Origin of the sequence: Geobacillus sp. C56-T3, assembly GCF_000092445.1 — a bacterium.
Lineage (GTDB): Bacteria > Bacillota > Bacilli > Bacillales > Anoxybacillaceae > Geobacillus > Geobacillus thermoleovorans.
This window is the reverse complement of the sequence record NC_014206.1, coordinates 1,297,266-1,316,112: the sequence shown is the minus strand read 5'-3', so window position 1 is coordinate 1,316,112 and position 18,847 is coordinate 1,297,266. Positions and strand designations below refer to the sequence as shown.

The following is an 18,847-nucleotide window of genomic DNA, read 5'->3' as shown; positions in this document are numbered from 1 at the left end:
TTCACTCCTCTCCCGACCGAATATGCAACGCAAGCACGAAATCGATCAAAAAGTGCGCGGTGATGGTCACCCATAAGCTTCCGGTTTGCTCATACAACATGCCGAGAAACAAACTGACAAGCATCACCATGAGAAACAAAAACCATTTTTCCAAATATCGAACATGCAACAAGGCAAACACGACGCTTGCCGCCCCAAGCCCCCAATGCGTCTGCACAACGCCGCGAAACAGCCATTCTTCCGTCACAGCGATGAGCGCACATAAAAAAAAGAGATGCGGAATCGAGCGGCCGCGGAATATTTTTTCGTTCACCCCGCCGTCGTCATGCCAATCATCCGGCAAATAGCGCATGGCCAAAAAATCGACCGCCAGCACGAGCGCCGCCCCGCCCGCTCCGTATAGCAGCACATCGGTGAGATCGAACCGCCAAAGCCGGCGCCACTCCGCCCAATCGAACAAAAAGAGCGAACAGCCGCCGGCGGCAAGAAGCAGCAACCCTTGCGTTACATAAAGATGAAAAAGCAGCTCGCGCTCTGTCATCTGCCGGATTTGTTCACTTTGCCGTTTCATTCGTCCGCCCCCCGCCAAAAAGCATGTCCCACAACTCCTCGCGCCAATGGCGAACCGGCGCCGCCTCCGGACGGCGGACGGCTCGTTCATAGCCGTCAAGCGAAAGCCCGCAGCGATCGCAACAGGCATTCCGCTGATCCGTCAGCTCCTCGCCAAACGCGCGGACAAGCGCTTGACGCCGGCACGAAGACAAGTGCACCCATTCATCCATTTCCTGCAGTTTTTTCCGCTTCCAGCGCCGCCGCGCCTCGATGGCGGCTGCCATCCTGCCGTACAGCCGCTCTTTCGCCTCCGCTGTCAGCCAACCAGGCATCGCCCGTTGTTCCCGTTCTAAAAAATACGCCAACAGCCGCTTTTGTACGTCGGTGAATCCGGCAGCCTCGAGCGTCGCCATCGCCGCTTCCCATCCGGCTCCTTCCGGCAGCCGCCGACACCACTCACGCAGCTCGCGCGGACTTAACAGCTCGGCCTCCGCCACCGCCTGGGCCATGGCCCGATCGCCGTCCGCATAAAATAACACAGCAAGGCTTGGCGCTCCGTCACGCCCCGCGCGCCCGATTTCCTGCACATACGCCTCGAGCTGGGCCGGCATATGAAAATGAAGCACAAATCGGACGTTTTCTTTGTTCACGCCCATGCCGAATGCGCTTGTACAACATACGATGTCAAGCTGACCGTAGACAAATTGCTGCTGCACGAGCAACCGTTGCTCCCCGTCCATGCCGGCATGGTAATAGGCGACCCGCCCCGCGCCGCACTGTTCGAGCCGGCGCGCCATCTCTTCCGCCCATTGACGGCTCGAAAAATAAATGATTCCCGGGCCTTCGAGACGCTTGGCATAATCGGCCAAGCGCGCCGCTTTGTCCTCCGTTGATGAACAATGCTCCACGCACAAGGCGATGTTCGGACGATCGACGGAATGAATATGGCGGCGGGCGCCATCCATCCCGAGCGTGCGAATAATATCCTCCTGCACCTCGGGCGGCGCCGTCGCCGTCAACGCCAAACACGGCGGGGCCCCGAGCGCGCGCCGGATCTCCCCAAGCTTTAAAAAGTCCGGGCGAAAGTCATATCCCCATTGAGAAATGCAGTGCGCTTCATCGACGACAAAAAGCGAAATGCATACGCGCCGAAGCGCCGTTAAAAATTTTGCCGACTGCAGCATCTCCGGCGACGCGTAAATAAAGCGAAACTCCGCAAGCGAAGCGAGCGCCTGCCATTTTTCTTCGGCATCAAGCAGGCTGTGAAAAGCAATCACTCGCTTTTCCCCGCGCCGGCGCAACTGCTCGACTTGGTCCTCCATGAGCGACACAAGCGGCGAAACGATCAGCACACTGCCTTGAAGCAAATACGCTGGCAGCTGATAGCAAAGCGACTTGCCGCTTCCGGTCGGCAGCATCGCCAGCACGTCGCGCCCTGCAAGCACATCTTCTGCCACTTCCCGCTGACCCGGGCGGAATGAAGCATGTCCGAACTTCATGCGCAACGTTTTCGTCAACTCGTCCAACGTCCCACTTCCTTTGCCAACACGAGCCGAATTTCAAAATAGCTGACTTTGCCGTCAAGCGCCTCGCGAATCTCTTTCAATTTCCTCGTCCTAAGTGCCTGCGCCGCCGCTCGAATGGCCGCCTCCTTTTCATCGTCGACAAACGGGGCGATCGAAAAACCGGACACATTGGCAGCGATTTCGACAACGTGATCCTCAATCGTGCTTCGCTTCAAGCGGCGAAGCTTGGAAATATCTTCTATCGTTTTTCCTTTCCGCAGCCATTCGTACGTTTTTTGCGCCGATTGTGTCAGCACCGCCGGCGCCAGTCCGCTCATCAATTCGGCCATCATCGGAGCGCGTCCAGCCTCAGCTTCCGCCATGATGTAATGAAGCACATTGCGGAATTGAAACTGCACGTAGAGCGCGTCCTTTTGCAAATGGGCCGCGATTTGCTCCATCGTCCAGCCGATGCGGACCGCGCTCGTCAAACGCAGCGTAAAGATCACCGCCGCCTCTTCCGAAACCGCTTCAAGCAGCCGGATGAGCTCTTGATACAGCGTCTCGGCCAACATCTGGCGCGATCCTTTTGCAAGCAAATATTGCTTCACCCATTGAAGCGTCCGCTCGTCGCGGCAAATCGGTGCAAAACGCCGCCCATAGACGAGGTTTGACAATGTCTGCCCGATCAAGGAAAGACGCTGCCAAAACAGCGGTTCCGCCTCATGATAGCGCCAGCCGTTCAGATGGCGGGGGAAAAGCGCCGCTTGCTCGGCAAGCCATTCTTCCCCTGCCGCGGTCAACGTGTATGTCCGCTGTTTCGCGGATAAAGCGAGTCGCTGTTCGACAAGCGCCATTGCCGCCTCCTCGAGCGCCGCCATCGTCACATTCTTCCATGTGCCAAACAGCGGCTCAAGCCGAAACCATTTGCTGTCTTGGAGCGTCTGCGCCGATTTTTTTCCCGAAAATAAATGATACACCGCCGCCAGCGTCCGTTCGCCGTTGAAGCGGCGCAAGCAATGGGCGAGCAAAAATGAGGCATAGCCATGCCGCATCCTGCGTTCCTCCCTCGCCTCTATTGTAGCAAAAATCGCCCAACCGGTCGGCAGAAAAAATCGATCGGTTGACAGTTCCGCCATATGATAACAAAACTAAATAAGATGCATATGTGTAAAAATACAAGAGAGCGATTTTTTTGTTGAAAAGCCGGCCGTACGGTCTTATTATAAAAGTGAAAAGTTCATTTCCGAGCAGGCAACACGGAGATGGCCCGTCCGTTTCCAATAAACTTGGGGAGGTTCGATTTTTATGCCAAAGTATACGATTGTTGATAAAGAGACTTGCATCGCCTGCGGAGCTTGCGGCGCCGCCGCTCCCGACATTTACGACTACGACGAGGACGGCATTGCCTACGTCACCCTTGATGACAACCAAGGCATCGTCGAAGTGCCGGAGATTTTGATTGACGATATGATGGACGCCTTCGAAGGCTGTCCGACTGAATCGATCAAAGTTGCTGACGAGCCGTTTGACGGCGATCCGAATAAATTCGACTGACATTCCCCCTCTTGCCTTGTCGGCAAGAGGGTTTTTTGATGCAAGCGTGAAATCACAAGTGGCGCATCTTGAACGAACGTGCTACAATAAAATTGGCTTGTCCGCCGCGCCTGCTGGGTGGACAAGTTTTCATGTATACATAACCAACAAAGGAGGAACGGGTTATGGCATTCGAAAATAAAATTGTCGAAGCGTTTATCGAAATTCCAACCGGAAGCCAAAACAAATACGAATTCGACAAAGAACGGGGCATTTTCAAGCTCGACCGCGTCTTATATTCACCGATGTTTTATCCGGCTGAATACGGCTACTTGCAAAATACGTTGGCGCTGGATGGCGACCCGCTCGACATTTTGGTCATCACGACAAACCCGACGTTCCCGGGCTGCGTCATCGACACGCGCGTCATCGGCTATTTGAACATGGTCGACAGCGGCGAAGAAGATGCGAAATTGATCGGCGTTCCGGTCGAAGATCCGCGCTTTGACGAAGTGAGATCGATTGAAGACCTCCCGCAGCACAAACTGAAAGAAATCGCCCACTTCTTTGAACGCTACAAAGACTTGCAAGGGAAACGGACGGAAATCGGCACATGGGAGGGGCCGGAAGCAGCCGCCAAATTGATCGACGAATGCATCGCCCGCTACAACGAACAGAAAAACAAGTAATCCGTCCAACATCTCATTTCACCAGACACCGTTTTTCTATTTCCGAACAATTTTGCCCATGTCGTTTGATATGGGCGCTTTTCTTTTTCAAACCCCGAACATTCCTGCTCAAAAAAACGTTTTCATTGGTATGACTTCTTTTTCCCCCATTGACAGAAACCGCTTTCGCATGTTAAATTATCAGAAATTTAACATCCTTGAAACAGAAAGGGGCACCCACTGTGTTTCGCGTACTCGTTTCCGACGCCATCAGTGAAGAAGGTTTGGCGCCGCTCTGCGCATCGGCGCAGATCGACATCGTGCAAAAGAAAACAACCGAAGCGGAAGAGGAATTGCACACCTTTGACGCTTTGCTCGTGCGCAGCGCCACCAAAGTGACGGAAGAACTATTGGAAAAAATGCCGAACTTAAAAATTATCGGCCGCGCCGGGGTGGGCGTCGACAACATTGATGTCGATGCAGCGACGAAACGCGGCATCGTCGTCATTAACGCGCCAAACGGCAATACGATTTCGGCCGCTGAGCATACCTTTGCCATGATGGCCGCCCTCGTCCGACGCATCCCGCAGGCGCACATTTCCGTCAAATCGAGGGAGTGGAACCGCTCGGCGTTTGTCGGCAACGAGCTGTTTGGCAAAAAATTGGGCATCATCGGCTTCGGCCGCATCGGTTCGGAAGTCGCCAAACGGGCGCGCGCCTTTGGCATGAGCGTGCACGTGTACGACCCATTTTTAACGAAAGAACGCGCCGAAAAACTCGGCGTCTCGATTCACTCGCTTGACGAAGTGCTGGCCGTGGCTGACATCATCACCGTTCATACGCCGCTCACGAAAGAAACGCGCGGGTTGCTTGGCACGGAAAACTTGGCGAAAACGAAAAAGGGCGTCTATTTGATCAACTGCGCCCGCGGCGGCATCATCGACGAACAGGCGCTCATCCCGTTCTTGGAAAGCGGGCATGTCGCCGGCGTCGCCCTCGACGTCTTTGAACAAGAGCCGCCAGGGGATCATCCGCTTTTAGCGTTTGACAATGTGATCGTCACGCCGCATTTAGGGGCGTCGACCGTCGAAGCGCAGCTGAACGTCGCCACCCAAGTCGCGGAAGAGCTGCTCCACTTTTTTGAAGGGCGGCCAGTCACCTCATCGATCAACTTGCCGGCGTTGTCGAAAGACGTCTATGAAAAAATTCAAGCATTCTATCATTTAGGCCGGAAGCTCGGCTTGATTGCATCGCAGTTTATGAACATCCCGGTGCAAGAGCTGTCGGTCACCTACGCCGGCACGGTCGCTGATCTGGAGACGACGTACATCACCCGCAGCCTGCTCGCCGGCTTCCTGCGGCCGCGCGTCGCCTCAACCGTCAACGAGGTGAACGCCGCCATGGTCGCCAAAGAGCGCGGCATCACATACGGTGAAAAATTTTCCGATGAAACGCACGGCTATGCGAACTGCATTTCGCTCACCGTCCATGGCGAAAACAAAACGTTCACGATCAAAGGAACGCACGTGCCGAACTACGGCGACCGCATCGTCCATTTTGACGGCGTCGCCATCGACTTTGCCCCGGAAGGCCATCTCCTGTATATCCAGCACCAAGACCGGCCGGGGATGATCGGCAAAGTCGGGAACGTGCTTGGGGCGCACGATGTCAACATCGCCACCATGCAAGTCGGCCGCCAAGAAGCGGGGGGCAAGGCGATGATGATCTTATCGCTTGACAAACCGGTCGATGATGAGGTATTGCAGGCGTTGGCGCAAATTGATGACATCGAAACGGTGAAGCGGCTCGAAGCGTAACCACCCGCTTCTGCGGGCAGATCATCCAAAAAACGCAGGCCTTCCCAGAAAGGAGCCTGCGTTTTTCGTTCGAGCAAGCCCCACAGCAGCCATTCGCATCGTATAGTTCCCTCTTGCGAAAAGGCGATGATCATGACCCAAAAGGTTGTTTTTCCTTAAACCAAACACAATGCATCGTTTCTTAATGATTGTTTTACGCCTACATACTAAGAAAGGGTGTCCCGATCCTTTTGGGACACCCTCGTGTTTTGTCAGTTCCGTTCAGCCGAGCGGCACCGCCTTCCGCTCGCCTTTCGAGAACGTCATCAGCTCGGTGTAGCCGACACTGCGGGCGAGTTCCACCGCCTTGTCAAAGTCGGCGCCGACATGCTCAGGCACGTGCGCGTCGGACGACAACACAATCGGAATGCCTTTGTCATAGCACATTTTCAATAGGCGCGGATCCGGATACAGTTCGCCGACCGGCTTGCGCAGCCCGGCGGTGCTGATTTCGACGCACGTTTTCGAATTGGCGAGCGCTGTTGTCGCCCGGTCGTATTGTTCAAGCAAAAATTCCTCATCTTCCGGGACGTATTGAAAAATTTTCACCAAATCGAGGTGGCCGATAATGTCAAACAAATTCGACTCGGCGAGCGTCACGACTTGATCGAAATATTTGCGGTATGTATCGTACAAATCGCGCCGTTCCCACTCATGGCGATATTCGGCTAAGTCGATGCCGAAATCGTCGACCCAATGGATCGAACCGATGACATAGTCAAACTCGTATGAGCGGATAAAGGCGGCCATTTCCTCGTGTTTGCCCGGCGTATAATCCATTTCGATCGACATTTTCACATCGAGGCCCGCATCCCACGCTTCGTGGAACAGCCGGACATAATCGTCCATATCGTAGCAGCGGCGCGCGTCGACCCACGGATTGGACAAAATGTTTCTCGTTTGGTAAAAATGGTACGCGTGCTCGGAAATGCCGAAATGCTGGATGCCTTTTTTGACCGCTTCATCCGTGAACTGGCGCAAATAATCAAGCGTCAACGTCCCTCGTTCCAAATGATTATGATAATCGGTCAACATCGGCGTTTCTCCTCTCCTGCTGTTTTTCTCATTATAACGCATTACCGCAAGAAAGGACAACCGTTTTGCGAATATTCATCCAATCATCCGTTGGCGCCGACAAGAAACAACAGTCCGACGCATACCGCCACACCAGCCACCGCCAAGAGGCGTCTCATCACATCGCCCATTTCCATCCCTCCTTGCCTATGTCGCACCATATATGTCTTATGTCAAAACGAACGCCGATAGAACGGCCTCGCGTCGACATTAACAAAAAAAACCGCTAAGAGCTCACGCTGGCGGCTACGGGCCGGTTGCCAGCAACGCGGCGTTCGGTCCGGCCGGCACGTTGATCGGCTTCCCAAGCGGATACGGGCCAAGAGTCGATAACCCGCTCGACTCGAATGTAACGTCAAGCAGCCCAAACTCTTTCGCCGTCAGCAGCACGGCCTCCGCCATGCTCGCCGCTTCTTCCGCGCTTGGCCGAGCGGACAAATGAAGCCGGACCGTAGCATGGCGCGCATCGACATCGACCGAATCAACTTCCACCCCTGGTGGAATGGCCGGCTCAAGCCCGTGGATCGTCGATTTTTTCATCTGCTTGAGCGCCTCAGGAAACGAGCGGGCGCTGCCTGGCGCCGGGATGAGCACCGTATAGCCGAAGGAGGAGGAGCGGTTTTGATAATACATTCGCTTCTGCTGGTTGATTTTTGTCGTTTTTAGACGACCCAACACTGGCAAATCGAGCCCTTCTTCCTCCCCAGTGAAAAAGCGGATGCTTCGCCCGCCCATCTGCCGCACTGTTTCCATGACCGCGTCGAAAAAGAGGCGTTGTTCCTCATGGCTGGCGGCAAACACGCGATGGCTCGCTGGAACGCGAACAACCCATACGCGCCCATCGCCTGCCGCCGGGGCCATCTTCACACCGTCGAGCCACGCGGACGCCTCACGCAACGGGGAACGGGCAAGCTCACCGAGCGCCGCGGACAGCCGTTCTGCCGAGGCAAAACGGCCAGGAAGGGGAACAACCACTGGCACCACTTGGCCGATTCGCTCATCGGGCAAGGCAATCACCACTGCATTCGCCGGTTCGCTGGCGGCCATCATCGCTTTTGGGTGAGAGGAAGCGCCATCCGCCTCTAGCGTCTGAACAGGGGATGAGGAAGCCTCTTTTTTGTCCGAACGTGTTGGAACGATGAAATGCGGACCGGCATAAACCGCCGATGCAAGCACGGCCGCCGATGCAACCGCAGGGAGCCAACGCCGCTTCCAGCGCGCCATCCGCTGAGCGCGCACCAGCCGGACATACACTTCTTCTTTCGTGCGCCGGTCTTTGATGACGGGCAACTGTTCAAGCCCATGTTCAATGCATCGCTCATTCCAATTGAGCTTTTTCACACCGCCACCCCTCCTGTTTTGCCTCTTCCTCCATATATTGCTTGAGCGCCTTTAGTGCGCGGTGCTGCGTCGTTTTCACTTTGCTTTCCGTCCAGCCGAGCGCTTCCGCCGTTTCCGCGATCGACAGCGACTGGATGAATCGAAGGACGAGCACAAGCCGTTGATCAACCGTGCAGCGCGCCAAACCACGGTACATAAGCTGAATCTCCTCGTTTTGAATCGCCATTTCCTCAGGAATCGGCTCGTCGGCGCCGATTTGTTCCTCGCTCCATTCCGCCGAACCAGCCCATTGGCGCCGGCGTTTTTGCTTGCGGAAAAAATCAATGGCCACATGGCGCGCAATGGACAGCAGCCACGTTTTTTCGCTGCACTGCCCTTTAAACCGTTTGTATGAGCGCAGCACTCTGACGTACACTTCCTGAACCAAATCTTCGGCCTGCTCTCGATTCCGCACCATGTAAAACAAAAAATTAAACAAGTCATCGTGATATTTTTCATACAACTGCTCAAAGACGGGGTCCATCGTTTCTCTCCCCCTATCTCTCCTATGGACCGCGGCCATTCATCTGCTTTTGATCATCGGGCTGCCCCTGCTGCTCTTTTTTCACGAAAGCGGCGGCATTGCCTTCCCTCCCGCCTTGTTTGGATCGACAACCCAGCCAAAAAAAATCCCATTATCTTCATGATAACGGGTGACGATGAAAAAGAAAACCACTTTTTGAACGGAAATGGGCACATGGCTACCGCTCGGCAAACAGCGGAAAAAAGAGCGGTCCGGCCTGCTGTTTCAGCTTCCATTCGCCGGCTGGGTCATAGCTGATCAGCACGGCGGTTGCCGGTCCCCCGGATGAAAAAAGCGACAGCGGACACGAACAACTGCGAAAGCGGAGGCGATTGGCAGCCAAAAGCTCTGTCCATTCGTAAAAAACGCCTTTCGATCCGACCGGCACAAGCTCATACACATGGGGCGAAACAATCAGCTCGGCGAAAAGGGAAAGCGGCAGCACCCATTCGGGCCGGGCCAACACAGCAGCCCCGACGAGCGGTCGGCCGATGACGGCAAACTTCGCCTCTTCGGGCGTGATGCCGATTCGTTTCCGTTCGTTGGCCACCGTCCCGATGGCCGTCACGCCAAGCGCCGACTGCACGGTGGGAAAATTCGATTCCGTGCTGCCGGTGATCGGGAGATCGATCCCCAGCTCGCGGCACGTTCTCCTGACGCCGCGGCAAAGAGCTTCCCACCGGTCATCGGCGATGAAGTTTTGCAGCACGACGGCTTTCGCTTCCGCTCCGACGCTTACTAATTCCATTAAAGCGACGCGAGCGGCAAAATAAGCGACCACATCAACCGGAGCAGATACCACGTCGCCCGGCTTGTCCCCGACCGCCGCCGAACCGTCGGCCGCAACGGCGAGCTCCATGCCGTCGGCAAACGGAAGGAAAAGCACATCACGCATGCGGCGCCTCCACCCCCGCTTTCGCCGCCAACCGGACGACGACCGGCATGATGGCCACCGCGATCAACACGTTGACCGCCGCGGCTGCCGAAAGCGGCGGAATGACGGCAAAAACAAACGGCCAGCCGAACGAAACGGCAAGCGGCAGCGGCGCCAAAAACGCATTGCCGATGAAAAAGACGACGGCGCTGCCGATTTTCCATCCCCGCCGATGCAGCACGGCGAACAGGGCGCCAAGCCCCGCCATTTCAAGAGCGACAAACCAATGAACTGGGCCGAGCGGAAAACCGCCGATCAACGCCGAAACCAAATGCCCAAGCCCAGCGACCGCCGCTCCGGCGCGCGGGCCAAGAACCCCGGCGGCGACAAGCGCCGGTGCGCTGTCCAAAGCGATGCTGCCGACAAACGTTGGCAGCTTGATGAACGATCCGATCGCCGAAAGCGCCAAACAAACGGCCGTCCAAGCCAATCGGCGGTTCATTGTTTCTCCTCCTTGTCGCGGAACACAATCGCGCTCCGTTCATACTCGATGTCCTTCACCCCTAAACGCGCATTCACGACCCGGGCAGCGGCGAACAAATAATCGGACAGGCGGTTCATATATTTGAGCACAACATCGTTGATCGGCTCCGCTTTTTGCAAGGAAACGATGCACCGCTCCGCCCGTCTTGCCACCGTACGCGCCATATGGAGCGCCGCAGCCGCCTTGGAGCCGCCCGGCAAAATGAATTTTTGCAATGGCGGCGCTTCTTGCACGTGCGCATCAATGCGCTCTTCTAAAAATGTGACCATCGCCTCGGTCACCTTATACGGAAGCTTGCCGTTGACGATGGCCAGGTCGCCGCCGCAGTCAAACAGCTCGTGCTGGATTTTTTGCAGCTCAGCGCAAAGGTCGCGAAACCGTTCATCGCCGGCCAATAACGCAAGCGCCCATCCGATGAACGAATTCGCCTCGTCAATCGTTCCGTACGCCTCGACGCGCAAATGGTCTTTGTCCACGCGCCCGCCGACTAAACTCGTTTTTCCTTGGTCTCCTGTTCGCGTATACAATTTCACTTTTCCTCTCCCCCTTATTTCAATCGTTCCGCCAGTCCGCACCAAATGCGGTCGACGCGGCAGCACAAGGAAGCTAGTCGCTGGTAGCACATTCCCACGGCGTCGCGCCAGCGCCGCTCTTGTGGATCAACCGGAACAACGCCTTGCGTCACATCGGTGCCAATCCAGACGACTGTGCGGCCAGACACTGCCGCTTCCCACCGCTGCCAAGCGCGGAAATAGGATTCCCACTCGTCTGGGTCCGGACAAGGGCGGATGGCGGCTTCCAACCCGTCAAAGACGACCGTTTTTGCCGTTTCGATGCCATCCGGCGGCCTATACGGCTCCAAATAACCGTTATGCCATACAATATGAACTCCATCATTTATTCCATACCGTTCCCTCACCCATTTTCGTTTTCCTTGAAACGCACCGCCGATAACGAAATGCACCGCTCTCCCCCTTTCCAACGCTCGATCGTCGATTCCAACGTATATCCGCCGGCAAATGGCACCTCCCATTCCCAGAACGAACGGGCATCGGGCGCATACTGCTCGAGCAGGAGGCGAATCGGGCCGCCATGGGTGATGACAGCCACATGACGGGCGCCCGCCCGCTCAGCGAAAGCAATCGTCTCCGCAAGCGCCTGTTTGATGCGCGCTTGAAAGTCGGCATAACGCTCCCCGCCGGGCGGCGCCGCAGAAAAGGGCGACGCAAGCCATTGGCGGTAGGCGGGCTCCGCTTCCAGCTCAGCAAACGTTTTTCCTTCCCAAGCGCCAAAGTGAAGCTCGCGCCAGCGGCTGGTGCACCAATCTGCCCCGCGTCCGCCAAACAGCAAGGCGGCCGTTTCTCGACAGCGGTGAAGGTCGCTTGTGACCATGCAGTCGACCGGATACGGCCGCTCAAGCTGCAAACGGCACAACCGATTGCGCTCCGCGGCCGCAAGCGGCGCGTCCGTCCAGCCGATATACGCCCGACGTCGGTTTTGTTCCGTCATCCCATGACGGATGAGTGTAAGAGCCAAATGACGCCCCATAGCACCGTCTCTCCTCCTTCGATCAGCGCGCCGAGCACATCACCGGTGATGCCGCCAAACTGTTTTTCTGCCCACGGCTTTGCCGCCGCCGCCAAAACGACAGCCGCTGCAGCCAGCGCCGCCCCTGTTTGCACCGAAATGGCGGTGGATGCACAAAGAAGCGAAAGCAATACAAAAGCGAGTCCAAGCGCCCAAATGGCATCACGCCATGAACTATATTCGCGAAGCGATGCAGCCATTCCTGTCGGCTTTGCCAGCTTGCCGACGGAAAGAAGCCAGGCAGCCCCGGCCCGCGACAACAGCGGAACGGCGGCGAACAGCGCCGGCGGAACGCCTGTCTGGAGCGATTCGTACAGAAACAGCCAACGAAATGACAACAAACAAATAAGCGACAACACCGCAAACGCGCCGACGCGCGAATCGGACATGATCTCTTGCCGCCGCTTGACGTCGCGGTACGAAAAAAACGCGTCGCTCACATCCATAAAGCCGTCAGCGTGCATCCCCCCGGCCATCCAAATGCCAAGCCAAAGAAGAAGAAGCGCCCAAACAAGCGGCGAGCTGAATGAAAACGAGGAAAAGAGTGCATACACTCCGGCCGAAAGCGCCCCGATCAGCGCCCCCGCAAGCGGCATACAGCGCACGAGCCAGCGGACATGGGCGGCGTTCCATTCGATCGAGCGCCGAATCGGGATCGTGGTAAACAGCTGCAACGCCAACAGCCATCCGTTCCATGCTTGCTTCATCCCGGCCACCGCCCTTTTTTCACGCGGAGAAGGCCGCATTCAACGACCGCGGCGGCCGCCGCTTCCGCGACCAACTGTTGGTGAAGCAAGCCAAGCGTTTTCATGTAGCGAAATGTGCCAGGATCATCCGGAACACCCCCGGCAAACAGCTCGTTCGATACAATCACGACCGCGCGGCAGGCGGCATCCCACGCCCGCACTCCGTCAAGCAAGCGGCGTGCGGTGGCCCGGTCGTCCTCTTCTGTTTTCCAATGTTCCCCGGAAAACAGTTCGTAAGCCAGCCAGGCCGTCAAGCAATCAAGCAGGACGACATCATCTGGGCGCAGGGAAGCGGCAATCTCCTGAGAAGAGAACGGGGCTTCCCACACTGTCCAATGCGCGGCCTGCGCCGCGCGCCGCTCTTGATGACGGCGGATGCGCGCTTCCATTTCTTCATCCATTGCCTGCGCGGTGGCGATATAGTGAAGCCGACCGCCGCGAGAAAGCCGGATGGCGCATGCTTCCGCCGCTTCACTTTTTCCGCTGCGCGCGGCGCCGCTGACAAACACCATCATCCGCTCCACCTCGCAAGCGCTTCAAGCAGCCGATCGTTTTCCACCTGCGTTTTGACCGCAAGCCGCACGTAACGTCCGTCCAGTCCAGGAAAATTCATTGTATGCCGCGGGACGATTCCTTGCTGCAATAAATAGAAAAACAAATCCTCTGTCCGTCCGGAGAGCGGACGCAGCAAGTAAAAATTGACCACCGACGGCGAGACGGCATACCGGCCGGCCGGCAGCGACCGAAACACGCGCTCCCGCTCGGCGGCGATCCGTTCTTTCGTCCACTTGACAAACGATTCCATCGCCATGAAACGAAGCGCCAATTGTTGGGCGATGCAGTTTGTGCTCCATGGCGGCTGATGCGTTTTCAGCGAAGCGATCACCGCCTCGTCGGCAGCGACATAACCAAGGCGCGCGCCGGCCAGATGATGGATTTTCGTCAACGATCGAAGCACAATGAGGCGCGGATAGCGATCCAGCCACCGCATGGCTGTAAATCCGCCGCGCCAAAACGGATAGAACGCCTCATCCACCACGATATACGTCCCCGCTTGGTCCGCTGCAGCGACGAGCGAGCGGAGATCACGCTCCGGCATCACGGTTCCGGTCGGATTGTTCGGATGACAGAAAAAAACCGCGTCGCATTCCGCTGCCCATGCCGCCGCTTGGTCAATGTCGTACGAAAAACCGCGGTTTTCCTCTGCCAGCAAAGACTTGACTTCGCATCCGTAAGCAAGGCAGGCGCGCCGATACTCGGAAAACGTCGGCTCCAAGATGCCGACGCGCCGGCCGGCAAGCAGCGCGGCCAACAAATAAATCGCCTCCGCTGCCCCGTTCGTCACCAGCACTTGTCCGGGTCGAATCTGCTCCTGCTTGGCAACGAGCTCCCTGAGCGCCTTCGCTTCCGAATCCGGATACTCACCGGCCCAGCGAATCCATTCCTCGCCGTTCGGCCAAGCCGACGGCGGCAGTCGATATGGGTTCGTATTGACGCTGAAATCAATGTATTCGTTCGGAGGGGCCAATCCGCATTGCTCATACAACGCGCGCGGATTCGCCCCATGCGCCGGCCAACGCAACGATCATCCCCCCGATCCATAGCAGCAATAACGTAAAGGCGAGCACCGTTCTGATCATGATGCCGACCGCCTGGCGAATATGAACCGAGCGCAGCGGAACATCGGGATCGCCGAGTGTCGGCCGCTCAGAGACGACGCCGCCATATGTATTCGTCCCGCCCAGCTGCACCCCAAGCAATCCAGCCATCGCCGCCTCGGGCCAGCCGCTGTTCGGGCTTGGGTGGCGGCGGGCATCGCGAAACAATATCGACAGCGCCAAACGAAGGCGGCGGCCGCCGCAGACCAACACCATCACGAGCGCCGTCAGCCGCGCCGGAATGTAGTTGAGCGCATCGTCCAGCCGGGCGGCCACCCAGCCAAATTCGCGATACGTTTCATTTTTATAGCCGAGCATCGAATCGCACGTGTTCACTGCCCGGTACAGCATGGCAAGCGGCGCGCCGCCCAAGGCCGCGTAAAAGAGCGGAGCCGTGATGCCGTCGCTCGTATTTTCCGCCACCGTTTCGACGCAGGCGCGGGTGATGCCGGCCTCATCGAGCCGCTCGGTGTCGCGGCCAACGATCATCGACAGCGCCCGCCGCGCCTCGGGAAGATCGCCCGCTTCAAGCGGCCGGCGCACATCCTCAGCCGCTTCAGCGAGGCTTTTGGTCGCAATGGTGATGAAAATGAGCGCCGCCTCAATCGCCACCCCCACGTATACGGACAGCGCGTAGCCCACATAAACGACCAACGCCGATACCCCGTAAACAGCGGCCAACACGACCGCCACGGCCGCCGCCCCTTTCGCCCGCCGCTTTGTTCCTTGATTCCAGCGGCGGTCAAGCCACGCAATCAGCGTTCCCATCCCGCGCACAGGGTGCGGCAGCCAGCGCGGGTCGCCAAGCAGCGCATCCAACAGCAAAGCCAACGTCATTGCCAGCAAATGCGTCATCGCCGCCCCCTCCGCCGCTTGTAGCGGTCAAGCGCCTCGATCGTCGCTTCATACACGAGCCGACCGATCGCGCGCCCGAGTTCCGTCGCCGTTCCGGCATAGGCAAACGTCCGCCCGGTTTGCGTCGCCGCCACGGCGAGCGAATCGGTCGACGTGCCGGTGGCAAGCGTCCTTGTTTCCGGGTCGCAAACGGAACGATCGGCGAGCGCTTTTACCTTCGCTTCCGTCGCCGTCATCATCGCCTGGACAAACGCCGCTTCCGTCAGCACTCCGTCAATGACAATCACCATATTGATCGTTCCCGGCCTTGCCGCAAGCGGCTTATGCTGCCACGCCCGAGCGGCATCAACCGCATTGCCGACGCCAGCGGTTGCCATGACCGCCACCGAAAACGCTTCCCCTTCTTTCTGAAGCCAAACGGCATCACGGACATCAACCGCCGTCATCATGCCGATCGTTCGTTCCGGCGAAAACCCGTGCTGCTCCAAATAGCGGCGCATGTCTCCTTCCGCATCGCCGCAATCGTAATCCAACCCGACTTGGCGGTTGACAAAATGGGTCGCCCATTGAAACCCAGCGCCGATCAATGCCGAGGACAGGACGCGAAGCGGCTGGCAGGAGGCCAGAACAGCGGCGTCATCAAGAAAGGACAAACGCAGCCCGCCGGCCGACGATTCTTCTTGTTTCCCTTTCGGCACGAACGAAAACATCGGCTTTGCCGCCGCCGGATGAGCCAGACGCACAATCGGCGCGGCAAACACTTCCTCAAGCAGCGCCGGCGTCATCACATCTGTCGGCGTTCCAAGCGCCGCTGTTTTTCCTTCTTTTAACACAAGCACCCGGTCGCAATATAAGCTAGCGACGTTCATATCGTGAAAGACGGCGACGACCGTCAAATCGCGGGAGCGGGCAGCTTCCGCGAGCCGGTCCAAAAGCCGGACTTGGCCGCTCACATCCATATGGTTCGTCGGCTCATCCAGCAAGAGCAGCTGCGGCTTTTGGGCAAGCGCCCGCGCCAAATAGGCGCGCTGCCGCTCGCCGCCGCTTAGCCGCTCAAGCGGCTCATCGATTTTGTCAGCCAAGCCGACCGCACGAAGCGCTTCTTGAACCGCCGCTTCATCCTCTTTCGTCCACGTCGGAAACAAGCCGCGCTGATGGGCGTAGCGGCCGAGCGCCACCGTTTCTCTCACCGTATAGCCGGCCGCCGCCTCCGCTGTCTGCGGCAGGACGGCGGCAAACCGCGCCCATTGCTTCGCAGACAGCGCCAAAAGCGGCTGGCCATGAATCTTGATCTCACCGCTGGCAAGCGGAAGCTCTTTGCAAATGAGTTTCAGCAGCGTCGTTTTTCCGCTGCCGTTCGGCCCGACGATGCCAAAAAGCTCCCCTTTTTCCACGGAAAACGTCACACGATCAAGCACTTGCTTTGGTCCATACCGATGCGATACGGCCCGCACCTCGAGCATCATCATCCCATCTTTCGCTTCATTTTTCGGAAAAACAAGACGGCAAATAGCGGGGCGCCGATCAGCGCGGTGATGACGCCGATCGGCAGTTCGCGCGGTTCGATGATCGTCCGCGCCGCCACATCGGCAAGCACAAGAAACGCCCCGCCATACAAGAGCGACAGCGGCAGCAGCACCCGGTAGTTTGGCCCGCACACAAGCCGAACCATATGCGGAACAACGAGCCCAACAAAACCGATCGTCCCGGACACCGACACCGCCGCGCCGGTGAGCAGCGCCGCCGCCGTCAAAATGATGACTTTTCGGCGCGTAACATCAACGCCGACATGAAGCGCCGCCGCCTCGCCAAAAGCAAACGCGTTCAACTCGCGGCCGTTGGCGAGAAGCACCGCCGCGCCGATGAGAAAAAACGGCAACAAAAGCCCGCTGTATTTCCAGCCGCGCATCGCGACGCTTCCCATCAGCCATGAGATGATTTGCCGCAATTCTTCCCCGGTCAAAGCGATCATCAGTGAAATGAACGCGCTGAAAAACGCGCCGAAGATAATGCCGGCTAAAATGATCGTCTCAACCGACAGCTGCGGCTCAACCGCGCGAGTGAACGCCAAAACGGCGACAAGCGTCGCCATGCCGCATAAAATGCTCACGATCGGCAGCGTGAACGTGCCAAAGAGCGGCCATTGCCAGCCGAGAAAGATGACGAGCACCGCCCCGACCGAGGCGCCGGACGAGACGCCGAGCGTGTACGGATCGGCGAGCGCATTTTTCAGCAACCCTTGGAACGCCGCGCCAGCCAGTGCCAATGACGCCCCGACCAAAAAAGCGAGCACGACGCGCGGCAAGCGGATCGCCATCACGATCGGCACCCAATCGGCCGGAATGTCAGACGGAAGCGGCATACCAAACCATTCGGACGCAAGAATGCGAACAATAGAAGAAAAGGGAATCGACAGCGATCCTGTCGATATCCCTACGAGCAACGATAACATGGCCGCCGTGACGGCCAATATATACATCCACGTTTTACTTGAACACATCCGGGTAAATGGCTTTGGCAAGTTCCTCGACCCCTTCGACAAGGCGCGGACCCGGGCGGCTTACTAAGTCGGTGTTGACGTCATACACCCGCTTGTTTTTCACCGCCGGCACGTCTTTCCAAGCGGCGCGCGCAAACACTTGCTTCGCTCCGCCGTATGTCGTGATGATAACGTCCGGCTTATAGGCTACGGCTTTTTCTTCCGTCACCATCGGCCAGCCTTCCAAGCTGCCGGCGACGTTTTTCGCTGAAATCACTTGAAGCATCTCATCCATAAACGTCCCTTTGCCGGCCGTATACAGCTGCGGCGGCGGCGACACTTCAATCCAGACGTTCGCTTGTTTGTCCGCCGGGATTTGTTTCGCTTTTTCTTGAATTTGCGCAAGCTTCTCTTTCATATCCTTAATCACTTGCTTCGCTTTGTCTGTCGTCCCGGTCGCTTTGCCGATCAATTCGATGGACGCATACACATCGTCGAACGACTTCGCGTCATTCACGACAAGCACGGTGATGCCGGCGTCTTTCAATTGCTTGAGGCCATCGCGCGAGTTATGGGCGCTTGACGCGTGGGCCAAGACAAGATCCGGTTTGAGCGAAATGATTTTCTCGACGTTGAATTCCATGCCGCCGATTTTCGTTTTCGTTTTGACGTCTTCCGGATAATTGTCAAAATCGCTGACGCCGACGATCTTATCGCCCAACCCCAACGCATAGGCGATTTCCGTATTGCTTGGGATGAGCGAGACGATCTTTTTCGGTTCCGCTTTGATCGTGACATCCTCGCCAAGCCCGTCTTTCACCGTCACCGGAAACGCCGCTTGTTCCGTTTTCGGTTCTTCTTTTTTCGCAGGCTCGGTGCTGCCATTCGCCCCGCCGCAGCCGACGAGCACGGCGGCCAAAAGGAAGAACACCGCCACCACCGCCGGCCATGTCCAACGTTTCATCCGTCATTCCCCCTTCAGTGATGTATGTACAATAAAAAACGCCCAT

At 57.4% G+C, this 18,847-nt stretch carries 21 protein-coding genes; 3 read left to right on the top strand and 18 right to left on the bottom strand.

Going from position 1 to position 18,847, the window contains the following annotated elements; translation table 11 throughout:
• Window position 1 precedes the first annotated feature (1 nt).
• The 3 genes from GC56T3_RS06685 to GC56T3_RS06675 are packed head-to-tail and all read right to left on the bottom strand — an operon-like array spanning window position 2 to window position 3,112.
• Window positions 2-571: a CPBP family intramembrane glutamic endopeptidase gene (locus GC56T3_RS06685; protein WP_013144872.1), complete on the bottom strand. Its 570-nt coding sequence runs from the start codon at window positions 569-571 to the stop codon at window positions 2-4.
• The gene (locus tag GC56T3_RS06680; protein ID WP_013144871.1) at window positions 555-2,078 is read right to left on the bottom strand and encodes an ATP-dependent DNA helicase RecQ; all 1,524 of its coding nucleotides are present in this window, start codon (window positions 2,076-2,078) and stop codon (window positions 555-557) included. The genes GC56T3_RS06685 and GC56T3_RS06680 overlap by 17 nt, the downstream gene beginning before the upstream one ends.
• Window positions 2,066-3,112: a helix-turn-helix domain-containing protein gene (locus tag GC56T3_RS06675; protein ID WP_013144870.1), complete on the bottom strand. Its 1,047-nt coding sequence runs from the start codon at window positions 3,110-3,112 to the stop codon at window positions 2,066-2,068. The genes GC56T3_RS06680 and GC56T3_RS06675 overlap by 13 nt, the downstream gene beginning before the upstream one ends.
• 253 nt (window positions 3,113-3,365) lie before the next feature.
• On the opposite strand from GC56T3_RS06675, the gene GC56T3_RS06670 reads away from it, so the two are divergent.
• The 3 genes from GC56T3_RS06670 (at window position 3,366) to serA (ending at window position 6,078) form a co-directional block, all read left to right on the top strand.
• Window positions 3,366-3,614: a ferredoxin gene (locus GC56T3_RS06670; RefSeq protein ID WP_011231729.1), complete on the top strand. Its 249-nt coding sequence runs from the start codon at window positions 3,366-3,368 to the stop codon at window positions 3,612-3,614.
• A gap of 164 nt (window positions 3,615-3,778) precedes the next feature.
• Complete coding sequence (locus GC56T3_RS06665; RefSeq protein WP_011231730.1) at window positions 3,779-4,282, top strand: inorganic diphosphatase; 504 nt, start codon at window positions 3,779-3,781, stop codon at window positions 4,280-4,282.
• A gap of 221 nt (window positions 4,283-4,503) precedes the next feature.
• Window positions 4,504-6,078, top strand: a complete 1,575-nt coding sequence (gene serA, locus GC56T3_RS06660; protein WP_012820732.1) for a phosphoglycerate dehydrogenase — start codon at window positions 4,504-4,506, stop codon at window positions 6,076-6,078.
• 261 nt (window positions 6,079-6,339) lie between these two features.
• Here serA and GC56T3_RS06655 read toward each other — a convergent pair whose 3' ends face one another.
• From GC56T3_RS06655 to GC56T3_RS06585, 15 genes are all read right to left on the bottom strand, one after another.
• On the bottom strand, window positions 6,340-7,152 hold the full coding sequence (locus GC56T3_RS06655; protein ID WP_013144869.1) for a histidinol-phosphatase: 813 nt from the start codon (window positions 7,150-7,152) through the stop codon (window positions 6,340-6,342).
• A 285-nt stretch (window positions 7,153-7,437) separates the two neighbouring features.
• A complete protein-coding gene (locus tag GC56T3_RS06650; RefSeq protein WP_013144868.1) occupies window positions 7,438-8,532 on the bottom strand; it encodes a GerMN domain-containing protein in 1,095 nt (364 codons plus the stop codon).
• A complete protein-coding gene (gene sigX, locus GC56T3_RS06645; RefSeq protein ID WP_012820728.1) occupies window positions 8,510-9,055 on the bottom strand; it encodes an RNA polymerase sigma factor SigX in 546 nt (181 codons plus the stop codon). Before sigX ends, GC56T3_RS06650 begins: the two co-directional genes overlap by 23 nt.
• A gap of 217 nt (window positions 9,056-9,272) precedes the next feature.
• Window positions 9,273-9,989, bottom strand: coding sequence for an AIR synthase related protein (locus tag GC56T3_RS06640; RefSeq protein WP_013144867.1), 717 nt, complete (start codon window positions 9,987-9,989; stop codon window positions 9,273-9,275).
• The gene (locus GC56T3_RS06635; RefSeq protein WP_013144866.1) at window positions 9,982-10,470 is read right to left on the bottom strand and encodes an ECF transporter S component; all 489 of its coding nucleotides are present in this window, start codon (window positions 10,468-10,470) and stop codon (window positions 9,982-9,984) included. Before GC56T3_RS06635 ends, GC56T3_RS06640 begins: the two co-directional genes overlap by 8 nt.
• Window positions 10,467-11,045, bottom strand: coding sequence for a cob(I)yrinic acid a,c-diamide adenosyltransferase (locus GC56T3_RS06630; protein ID WP_011231740.1), 579 nt, complete (start codon window positions 11,043-11,045; stop codon window positions 10,467-10,469). Before GC56T3_RS06630 ends, GC56T3_RS06635 begins: the two co-directional genes overlap by 4 nt.
• Before the next feature lie 14 nt (window positions 11,046-11,059).
• Window positions 11,060-11,476, bottom strand: coding sequence for a bifunctional adenosylcobinamide kinase/adenosylcobinamide-phosphate guanylyltransferase (locus GC56T3_RS06625; protein WP_012820725.1), 417 nt, complete (start codon window positions 11,474-11,476; stop codon window positions 11,060-11,062).
• Entirely contained in the window at window positions 11,428-12,060 is a 633-nt protein-coding gene (locus tag GC56T3_RS06620) for a histidine phosphatase family protein (protein ID WP_012820724.1), read from the bottom strand. Before GC56T3_RS06620 ends, GC56T3_RS06625 begins: the two co-directional genes overlap by 49 nt.
• Complete coding sequence (locus tag GC56T3_RS06615) at window positions 12,018-12,806, bottom strand: adenosylcobinamide-GDP ribazoletransferase (RefSeq protein ID WP_012820723.1); 789 nt, start codon at window positions 12,804-12,806, stop codon at window positions 12,018-12,020. The genes GC56T3_RS06620 and GC56T3_RS06615 overlap by 43 nt, the downstream gene beginning before the upstream one ends.
• Window positions 12,803-13,360, bottom strand: coding sequence for a bifunctional adenosylcobinamide kinase/adenosylcobinamide-phosphate guanylyltransferase (locus GC56T3_RS06610; protein ID WP_013144865.1), 558 nt, complete (start codon window positions 13,358-13,360; stop codon window positions 12,803-12,805). Before GC56T3_RS06610 ends, GC56T3_RS06615 begins: the two co-directional genes overlap by 4 nt.
• Window positions 13,357-14,427 carry a threonine-phosphate decarboxylase CobD gene (gene cobD / locus GC56T3_RS06605; RefSeq protein ID WP_013144864.1) on the bottom strand — a complete coding sequence of 357 codons (1,071 nt, stop codon included), beginning with the start codon at window positions 14,425-14,427 and terminating at the stop codon, window positions 13,357-13,359. Before cobD ends, GC56T3_RS06610 begins: the two co-directional genes overlap by 4 nt.
• Window positions 14,384-15,358 (bottom strand): adenosylcobinamide-phosphate synthase CbiB, encoded by a 975-nt coding sequence (cbiB, locus tag GC56T3_RS06600; protein WP_013144863.1) that lies wholly within the window; start codon window positions 15,356-15,358, stop codon window positions 14,384-14,386. Before cbiB ends, cobD begins: the two co-directional genes overlap by 44 nt.
• Window positions 15,355-16,827 carry an adenosylcobinamide amidohydrolase gene (locus GC56T3_RS06595; RefSeq protein WP_012820719.1) on the bottom strand — a complete coding sequence of 491 codons (1,473 nt, stop codon included), beginning with the start codon at window positions 16,825-16,827 and terminating at the stop codon, window positions 15,355-15,357. Before GC56T3_RS06595 ends, cbiB begins: the two co-directional genes overlap by 4 nt.
• Window positions 16,824-17,858, bottom strand: coding sequence for an iron ABC transporter permease (locus tag GC56T3_RS06590; RefSeq protein WP_013144861.1), 1,035 nt, complete (start codon window positions 17,856-17,858; stop codon window positions 16,824-16,826). Before GC56T3_RS06590 ends, GC56T3_RS06595 begins: the two co-directional genes overlap by 4 nt.
• On the bottom strand, window positions 17,845-18,801 hold the full coding sequence (locus tag GC56T3_RS06585) for an ABC transporter substrate-binding protein (protein WP_012820717.1): 957 nt from the start codon (window positions 18,799-18,801) through the stop codon (window positions 17,845-17,847). The genes GC56T3_RS06590 and GC56T3_RS06585 overlap by 14 nt, the downstream gene beginning before the upstream one ends.
• Between the last annotated feature and the right edge of the window lie 46 nt (window positions 18,802-18,847).

Bases quoted from the DNA above. Each gene is read 5' to 3' on its own strand.
- GC56T3_RS06685 (WP_013144872.1), bottom strand. From the start codon at position 571: ATGAAACGGCAAAGTGAACAAATCCGGCAGATGACAGAGCGCGAGCTG.
- GC56T3_RS06675 (WP_013144870.1), bottom strand. From the start codon at position 3,112: ATGCGGCATGGCTATGCCTCATTTTTGCTCGCCCATTGCTTGCGCCGC.
- GC56T3_RS06670 (WP_011231729.1), top strand. From the start codon at position 3,366: ATGCCAAAGTATACGATTGTTGATAAAGAGACTTGCATCGCCTGCGGA.
- GC56T3_RS06665 (WP_011231730.1), top strand. From the start codon at position 3,779: ATGGCATTCGAAAATAAAATTGTCGAAGCGTTTATCGAAATTCCAACC.
- GC56T3_RS06655 (WP_013144869.1), bottom strand. From the start codon at position 7,152: ATGTTGACCGATTATCATAATCATTTGGAACGAGGGACGTTGACGCTT.
- sigX (WP_012820728.1), bottom strand. From the start codon at position 9,055: ATGGACCCCGTCTTTGAGCAGTTGTATGAAAAATATCACGATGACTTG.
- GC56T3_RS06640 (WP_013144867.1), bottom strand. From the start codon at position 9,989: ATGCGTGATGTGCTTTTCCTTCCGTTTGCCGACGGCATGGAGCTCGCC.
- GC56T3_RS06635 (WP_013144866.1), bottom strand. From the start codon at position 10,470: ATGAACCGCCGATTGGCTTGGACGGCCGTTTGTTTGGCGCTTTCGGCG.
- GC56T3_RS06620 (WP_012820724.1), bottom strand. From the start codon at position 12,060: ATGGGGCGTCATTTGGCTCTTACACTCATCCGTCATGGGATGACGGAA.
- GC56T3_RS06615 (WP_012820723.1), bottom strand. From the start codon at position 12,806: ATGAAGCAAGCATGGAACGGATGGCTGTTGGCGTTGCAGCTGTTTACC.
- GC56T3_RS06610 (WP_013144865.1), bottom strand. From the start codon at position 13,360: ATGATGGTGTTTGTCAGCGGCGCCGCGCGCAGCGGAAAAAGTGAAGCG.
- cbiB (WP_013144863.1), bottom strand. From the start codon at position 15,358: ATGACGCATTTGCTGGCAATGACGTTGGCTTTGCTGTTGGATGCGCTG.
- GC56T3_RS06595 (WP_012820719.1), bottom strand. From the start codon at position 16,827: ATGATGATGCTCGAGGTGCGGGCCGTATCGCATCGGTATGGACCAAAG.
- GC56T3_RS06590 (WP_013144861.1), bottom strand. From the start codon at position 17,858: ATGTGTTCAAGTAAAACGTGGATGTATATATTGGCCGTCACGGCGGCC.
- GC56T3_RS06585 (WP_012820717.1), bottom strand. From the start codon at position 18,801: ATGAAACGTTGGACATGGCCGGCGGTGGTGGCGGTGTTCTTCCTTTTG.